The sequence below is a fragment of the Pseudoalteromonas sp. BSi20495 genome, assembly GCF_000241185.1.
Classification (GTDB): domain Bacteria; phylum Pseudomonadota; class Gammaproteobacteria; order Enterobacterales; family Alteromonadaceae; genus Pseudoalteromonas; species Pseudoalteromonas fuliginea.
The window spans coordinates 42308-49566 of record NZ_BADY01000074.1 but is presented as its reverse complement, the minus strand read 5'-3'; the positions used below and the strand labels follow the sequence as shown (position 1 = coordinate 49566).

Below are 7259 nucleotides of genomic sequence, written 5' to 3'. Positions count from 1 at the left end.
AAAGTATGGTGGGCGCAGGAGGATTCGAACCTCCGACCGCTCGGTTCGTAGCCGAGTACTCTATCCAGCTGAGCTATGCACCCATACTTTAAAACTTTACAAAACACGCCATTAAAAGAAATGGTGGAGAGGGAGGGATTCGAACCCTCGATAGAGCTACAAACTCTATACTCCCTTAGCAGGGGAGCTCCTTCGGCCACTCGGACACCTCTCCGTCTTGTGGGGCGTATAATAAAGATTTCAGAAAATATGTCAAACACTTTTCTACCAAAAACGACTATATGGTTATAGATTGCACATATGCTTGGTTTTAAAGTGTAATTAGTTTGAAAATTAAGCGACTTATGAGTCTTCAGAGTGAGGATTAATACCTTCAACTGGTACTAACTCATCTGTTAGGTTTGCAAGGTACTGCTCTTGATACCCCAATTGCTGAAACTCAGCAATACAGGCTCTATAGTAGGCTTGTCGTTCTTGCTCTGTCGTACAGAGTTCTGACGACTCTTCAACGCGTTTATTTTTCATTTTATTATTCTATAAGTCCGTTTGATTATTCTTAGTTAAAGCGTACAACCTAGGCCGCTTAAATTTTCGCCACAGTGTAGCTAAAAAAGTTACATAAATACAACAAAATGTTTAAAAAACAGTCATAATAAAAAGTTATAATACTAACCAAATTTGTTTAAAAGAATCAAAATAAACAATATCAAATACTTAAGTTTATAAAAACAACGCCACCCTAATCAAAAACAATTAACAAATTACATCTTTTTATTTACGAAGTACCTTGTTAAAAGCATACCTTTATTGTCTAGGCTTTAAACACAAAAACGCCGCGATTAGGCGGCGTTTATTAACTTACTTTGTTTTACCCAAAGCTTAGTCAGCTTGTGGACGCATATGCGGGAACAAAATAACGTCTTTAATTGTAGATGAGTCAGTAAACAACATTACTAAACGGTCAATACCAATACCTTCACCTGCAGTTGGCGGTAAGCCGTACTCAAGTGCGCGTATGTAGTCTTCATCGTAATGCATTGCTTCATCATCGCCTGCGTCTTTCTCTTCAACTTGGCGAGTAAAGCGCTCAGCTTGGTCTTGTGCATCATTAAGCTCAGAGAAACCATTTGCAAGTTCACGACCGCCAACAAAAAACTCAAAACGGTCTGTAACAAATGAGTTTTCGTCGTTACGACGTGCAAGTGGTGATACTTCCCACGGGTAGCCAGTAATAAACGTAGGTTGAATAAGCATGTGCTCTGCTGTTTCTTCAAATATTTCACACAAGAACTTACCTGGGCCCCAAACACAATTTTCAGGAATTTTAACGTGCACTTGTTTAGCGTACGCTTTTAATTCGTCAAAGTGGTTTTCTGGGTCGTTAAATACCGCAGCATCAAACTCAGGGTTATATTTTAATATTGCATCGCTCATGCTTAAACGTGTAAACGGTTGGCCAAAGTCGTATTCAACTGAGTCGATAACTTCGCCGTTTTCATCTTTAGTTGTATTAACTACAACTGCACTACCTAGTACGTTTTCTGCAACCGTACGTAGCATGTCTTCGGTGATGTTCATCAGGTCGATGTAATCAGCGTATGCTTGATAAAATTCAATCATTGTGAATTCTGGATTGTGACGCGTAGATAACCCTTCGTTACGGAAGTTACGGTTAATTTCAAATACACGGTCAAAACCACCTACCACTAAGCGCTTTAAGTAAAGCTCAGGCGCTATACGCAAGTACATGTCGATATCAAGCGCGTTATGGTGAGTTACAAACGGACGCGCAGATGCACCGCCAGGTATAACCTGTAGCATTGGTGTTTCTACTTCCATAAAGTCACGGTCTGCTAAAAAGCGACGAATGCCTTCAACTACTTGTGAACGAATGCGGAATGTTTCGCGCGTTGCTTCGTTAGTGATTAAATCAACGTAACGTTGGCGGTACTTAGTTTCTTGATCCGATAAGCCATGGAATTTTTCAGGCAGTGGACGAAGTGACTTAGTTAATAATTGATACTCAGTCATTTCTACGTATAAATCGCCTTTACCTGATTTATTTAATGCGCCTTTAACACCAATAATATCGCCAGTGTCTAGTTGACCATATTTTTCTTTAAGATCTTTTTGAACATCTTTAGATGCATACGCTTGTACGCGGCCTTTCATGTCTTGAATTACAAAAAACGGTCCACGCTTTGCTAAAATACGGCCAGCGATAGACACAACTTCTTGCATCTCTACTAATTCTTCTTTGCTCTTATCACCAAACTGGGCTTGCAAATCAGCCGTGTAATGCTCACGACGGAATTGGTTTGGATGACCGTTGGCTGGGCAATTTTCGCGTATAGCGTCTAACTTGCCGCGACGCTCAGCGATTAACTTGTTTTCGTCTTGGATTTTATCAGTCATTTTTTAGCTCTTTATTAGCTTGGTGGTTATAGGCCAGATTTAAGGCTGGCTTCAATAAATTTATCTAAGTTACCGTCAAGTACCGATTGGGTATTGCGGTTTTCAACGCCTGTACGTAAATCTTTAATGCGTGCGTCATCAAGTACGTATGAACGAATTTGACTACCCCAACCAATATCAGATTTAGCATCTTCTTGCGTTTGTTTTTCAGCATTTTGCTGTTGTAGTTCAAGCTCAAATAATTTAGCTTTTAACTGCTTCATCGCCTGGGCTTTATTTTTATGCTGCGAACGCTCGTTTTGACACTGCACTACGGTATTTGTTGGTACGTGAGTGATACGAACCGCCGATTCGGTGGTGTTAACGTGCTGACCACCCGCGCCCGATGCACGGTAAACGTCTATACGCAGGTCTGACGGATTCATATCAATTTCAATATTATCGTCAACTTCTGGGTATACAAACGCAGAAGCAAACGAAGTATGACGACGACCACTTGAGTCAAATGGACTTTTACGTACTAAGCGATGCACACCAGTTTCTGTACGTAACCAACCGTAAGCGTATTCGCCAACAAAGCGAACTGTTGCACCTTTAATACCAGCAACATCACCGTCGGTTGCTTCAACTAGCTCAACTTTAAAGCCTTTAGCCTCGCCCCAACGTAAGTACATACGAAGTAGAATGTTACACCAGTCTTGTGCTTCAGTGCCGCCAGAACCCGATTGTAAATCAAGGTACGCATCGTTTGAGTCATGAGGACCTGAAAACATACGACGAAACTCTAAACCTTCTAACTGCTCGTTTAGATCGGCAAGCTCGCTTTGTGCTTCATCAAAGGTATCTTGATCTTCGGCTTCTACAGCAAGTTCAAGTAAACCTTCAACGTCGTCAGTACCGGCTACAAGGTTGTCGATTGTTTCAACAACGGCTTCTAATGCTGATTTTTCACGGCCAAGCGCTTGTGCGCGTTCAGGCTCATTCCATACGGCTGAATCTTCAAGTTCGGCGTTAACTTCTTCTAAGCGTTCTTGTTTAAGAGCGTAGTCAAAGGTACCCCCGAAGCAACTCAGTACGTTCGCGAATTTCCTTGATTTGGTTAATCACAGGATTCACTTCAAACATGGTCATTACTCCAAAATGGCTGATTTACGCGCGTTTATACCGCGTAAGTTATCGTCAAATGATAAAAACGCCCGATTTTAACAAAAAACCGCGCGCTTTATTAGCCTTTTATGCATGCTTTGTGCATATTTTTTAGTGCACTTTTTCAAGTTCTCTGGCTATTAATTGCAGTGTAAATTTACCTCTAAACTCATTTATATCGAGGTGGTACGCTACTTTTACAAACTTCGCTTCTGTGTCTGGCCATTCTTTTACATCAATACCAAAGGCAATGGCGTCTACTAATCGCCCTGATTGATGCTTTAAAACGAGCTTTAAATGCTTTTCGCCGACTATGCGCTGCTGTATTACTTCAAAGGTGTGCTCAAACACTGGCTCAGGAAATTGCTGCCCCCACGGGCCCGATTGCTTTAATAGTTGAGCAAACTCCATAGTAAAGCAGTCGTTTGGCAGCTCACCGTCAGTAAATACAATGCAGCGCTTACTTTCTTCACTCAGTTGCGCGCTAACTGCGGCATCAAACGCTTTTTTAAAGTCGTTAAAGTGCTGCTCGTTAATACTTAAACCAGCGGCCATTGCGTGGCCACCAAATTTATTAATTAAGTGTGGGTCGGCTGTATTGAGTCCTTCGAGTAAATCGCGCATGTGTAGCCCTTCAATAGAGCGGCACGAGCCTTTAATTTCACCGTTTTCGCCACCAGCAAATATAACGGTTGGACGGTGGTATTTTTCTTTCAAGCGACCAGCCAAAATACCAATAACACCTTGATGCCAATCATCTTGAAACAAACAAATAGCATCAGGGATGCTATCGTCGCTAAATGCGAGCCTATCAAGCACAGCTTGTGCCTCCACTTGCATGCCTTGTTCTATTTCGCGCCTTGCAAAGTTTAAGCTATCGAGCTCGCTCGCTATACTGCGCGCTTGGTTTATGTCGGTGCTGAGCAAGCACGCTATACCTAAACTCATGTCGTCTAATCGCCCTGCTGCATTTAAACGCGGCGCAAGTGAAAAGCCAAAGTCGCTTGCGCTTAAGCGCGCTGCATTGCGGTTAGCCACTTCAATAAGCGCGGTGATGCCTGGGCGTGTTTTACCACTGCGAATACGTGCTAAACCTTGATGTACTAAGGTGCGGTTATTTGCATCAAGTGCGACAACATCAGCAACCGTACCAAGCGCTACAATATCGAGCAAGTTAGCTAAATTAGGCGGCGGTTGTTTCTCAAAATAACCAAGGTCTCGCATTACGCTTCTTAGCGCTATTAATAAGTAAAAAGCAACGCCAACGCCTGCAATAGATTTAGACGGGAAGTTACATTCGTGCCTATTTGGATTTACTATTGCATCGGCATTTGGTAGTTGCTCACCTTGTAAGTGGTGATCTGTTACCAGCACTTTTATGCCAACCGATTTTAAAATATCAATACCGGCAATACACGATATGCCGTTATCTACGGTGATCACTAAATCAGGCTTAATTTGTACTATTTGCTCTGCAAGGGCTGGGCTTAAACCGTAGCCTAAGCTAAACCGATCCGGAATTAAGTAATCTAAATGCTTAAAGCCAAACATCGAAAGACCTTGCATTAAAGTGGCCGTACTCGTTGCACCATCGGCATCAAAATCGCCGACTATTAAAATGTGGCTTTGCGCCTTTAATGCGTCTATTAATAAATCGCTGGCTTTATCTATGTCTTTGAACAATTTAAAGTCGTGAAGCGTAGCTACGCTGTTATTTAGCTCTTCGGCATTGAATACATTGCGGTTAGCATAAATTTGTTTAATTACAGGGTGTAAATTACTCGGTAAATGCGAGTCGTTAACGTTTTCACGCGCAATGATTAGTTTTTTCATGCAGAGTTTTAACTTATTGAGTCGTACTAAAAAGACAAAAAAAGGCCATTAAGGCCTTTTTATTAACTATAAAACGTATTACGACGCTTTGTTAGCATCTAATGCTGCTTTTAATGCTGCTGCGGGCTGGTAACCTGGGATCATCGTACCATCTTCTAAAACAATAGCCGGCGTGCCGCTAATACCAAAGCTTTGACCTAGCTGGTAATGCTCAGCAACCGGTGCATTACACCCTGCAATTACTTTAGTGTCTGCGCCCGATTTAGCCTCAGTCAGTGCTTCTTGCTGATCTTTAGCACACCACACATTCATTAAATCAGCATAACCGGAACCTTGTAGCCCACCACGCGGAAATGCAAGATACTTAACGGTAATACCTTCATCGAGTAAATCATCTAGCTCACGGTGCAACTTACGACAGTAGCCACAGCTAATATCAGTAAATACGGTAATGCTGTGCTTTTCGTTTGGTGCTTTATACACAATCATCGAATCTTCGTATTCTTTAATGCCTTCAACGCGCACGCCGTTTAATGCTTGCTCAGTTAGGTTATTACGATTATTCAAATCGATTAACGTACCTTGCATTAAAAATTGACCATCTGGACTTGCGTAAAGCACGCCTTTGTTGGTAATGAGCTCTTTTAACCCTGCAACTGGACTTGGGTTAATTTGCTTAACCGTTACGCCTAAAGTCGCAAATTTAGTAACTATAGGATCATTAGCATCAGGAGCTACAGCAACGCTATTTGCAAATGCACTAATACTTGTGCACAACATGGCACCTGCTAACATTAATTTTTTCATAATTTTCTCTATTCCAAAAGTACTTATAAATTGACCGGCTTAGTGCTATTTAATTTCAAATTAAGCACGCGGGTGATGCTGCGCATGCACCGATTTTAAACGTTCATTAGCAACATGGGTATAAATTTGTGTGGTTGATAAATCACTGTGGCCCAACATCATTTGTACCACACGTAAATCTGCCCCATGGTTTAATAAATGCGTAGCAAAAGCATGGCGCATTGTATGGGGCGATATTGGAGACTCAACTGCTGCCAAAATAGCATAGTGTTTAATTCTATGCCAAAAGGTTTGTCGCGTCATGCCAACACCGCGCTTAGACGGAAACACAAAATCGGTGGCGTGTTTTATCATTTGCGCACGCCCGACCTTTAAAAATTGCTCAAGCCAGTACATGGCTTCCTCGCCAAGTGGCACTAAGCGCTCTTTATTACCTTTACCTTTTACAAACACCACAGCTTGACGCAAATTAATTTGCTCCATACGCAACCCAACAAGCTCACTTACACGCAAACCCGTTGCATAAAGTAGTTCAAGCATCGCTTTATCGCGCAGTCCCATCGCTTCTTCTGTATTGGGCGCATTTAACAATGCCTCAACTTCAGCTTCTGAGAGTGTTTTAGGTAACGACTGCCCTGCTTTTGGTTGAGCAATATTTAGCATGGGCGAATCACTAATTATTTTTTCGCGTACAAAGTACTGATAAAAACGCTTTAGCGCACTAATACTGCGTGCCGTACTACGTGGTTTTAATCCTAAATCAACTCTGTGAGCTAAGTAACCCTCTATATCAAGCCCGGTTACCGTCATTAAGTTTTCGCCCTTTAAAAATAGGCAAAACTTATCTAAATCGCTGCGATAAGCACTTAATGTGTTTTCGCTTACGCCTTGCTCTAAGTACAGGCTATCTAAAAAGGTTTCTAGGTAGTCGCTATTACTGCTCATACTGCTGTCATTTTCAAAAGAATCGTCAGATAGCGTTGTCACATTATGCTCTCATGCTTTGCTAAGGTATCAATTAAAAATACCTTACGGTAAACTTGAGCCTATCATATCAG

At 41.8% G+C, this 7259-nt stretch carries 6 protein-coding genes and 2 tRNA genes; all 8 read right to left on the bottom strand.

Annotation, left to right across the window (positions count from 1 at the left end; translation table 11 throughout):
- Positions 1–6: 6 nt before the first annotated feature.
- Positions 7–83: transfer RNA gene (locus tag P20495_RS09715), tRNA-Arg, on the bottom strand.
- A 38-nt stretch (positions 84–121) separates the two neighbouring features.
- Positions 122–214: transfer RNA gene (locus P20495_RS09720), tRNA-Ser, on the bottom strand.
- Between the two features lie 128 nt (positions 215–342).
- Entirely contained in the window at positions 343–525 is a 183-nt protein-coding gene (locus P20495_RS09725) for a hypothetical protein (RefSeq protein ID WP_007376465.1), read from the bottom strand.
- A 354-nt stretch (positions 526–879) separates the two neighbouring features.
- Positions 880–2415, bottom strand: coding sequence for a lysine--tRNA ligase (lysS, locus tag P20495_RS09730; protein WP_008136401.1), 1536 nt, complete (start codon positions 2413–2415; stop codon positions 880–882).
- A 26-nt stretch (positions 2416–2441) separates the two neighbouring features.
- A protein-coding gene (prfB, locus tag P20495_RS09735; RefSeq protein ID WP_138950671.1) for a peptide chain release factor 2 occupies positions 2442–3540 on the bottom strand; the annotation gives its coding sequence in 2 pieces (ribosomal slippage) (positions 2442–3464 and positions 3466–3540; 1098 coding nt in all).
- A gap of 132 nt (positions 3541–3672) precedes the next feature.
- Positions 3673–5394, bottom strand: coding sequence for a single-stranded-DNA-specific exonuclease RecJ (recJ, locus tag P20495_RS09740; protein ID WP_008136398.1), 1722 nt, complete (start codon positions 5392–5394; stop codon positions 3673–3675).
- 78 nt (positions 5395–5472) lie between these two features.
- Positions 5473–6201, bottom strand: coding sequence for a bifunctional protein-disulfide isomerase/oxidoreductase DsbC (gene dsbC / locus P20495_RS09745; RefSeq protein ID WP_008136397.1), 729 nt, complete (start codon positions 6199–6201; stop codon positions 5473–5475).
- A gap of 60 nt (positions 6202–6261) precedes the next feature.
- Positions 6262–7188 carry a site-specific tyrosine recombinase XerD gene (gene xerD, locus P20495_RS09750; protein ID WP_008136396.1) on the bottom strand — a complete coding sequence of 309 codons (927 nt, stop codon included), beginning with the start codon at positions 7186–7188 and terminating at the stop codon, positions 6262–6264.
- Positions 7189–7259 lie beyond the last annotated feature (71 nt).

Bases quoted from the DNA above. Each gene is read 5' to 3' on its own strand.
- P20495_RS09725 (WP_007376465.1), bottom strand. From the start codon at position 525: ATGAAAAATAAACGCGTTGAAGAGTCGTCAGAACTCTGTACGACAGAG.
- lysS (WP_008136401.1), bottom strand. From the start codon at position 2,415: ATGACTGATAAAATCCAAGACGAAAACAAGTTAATCGCTGAGCGTCGC.
- recJ (WP_008136398.1), bottom strand. From the start codon at position 5,394: ATGAAAAAACTAATCATTGCGCGTGAAAACGTTAACGACTCGCATTTA.
- dsbC (WP_008136397.1), bottom strand. From the start codon at position 6,201: ATGAAAAAATTAATGTTAGCAGGTGCCATGTTGTGCACAAGTATTAGT.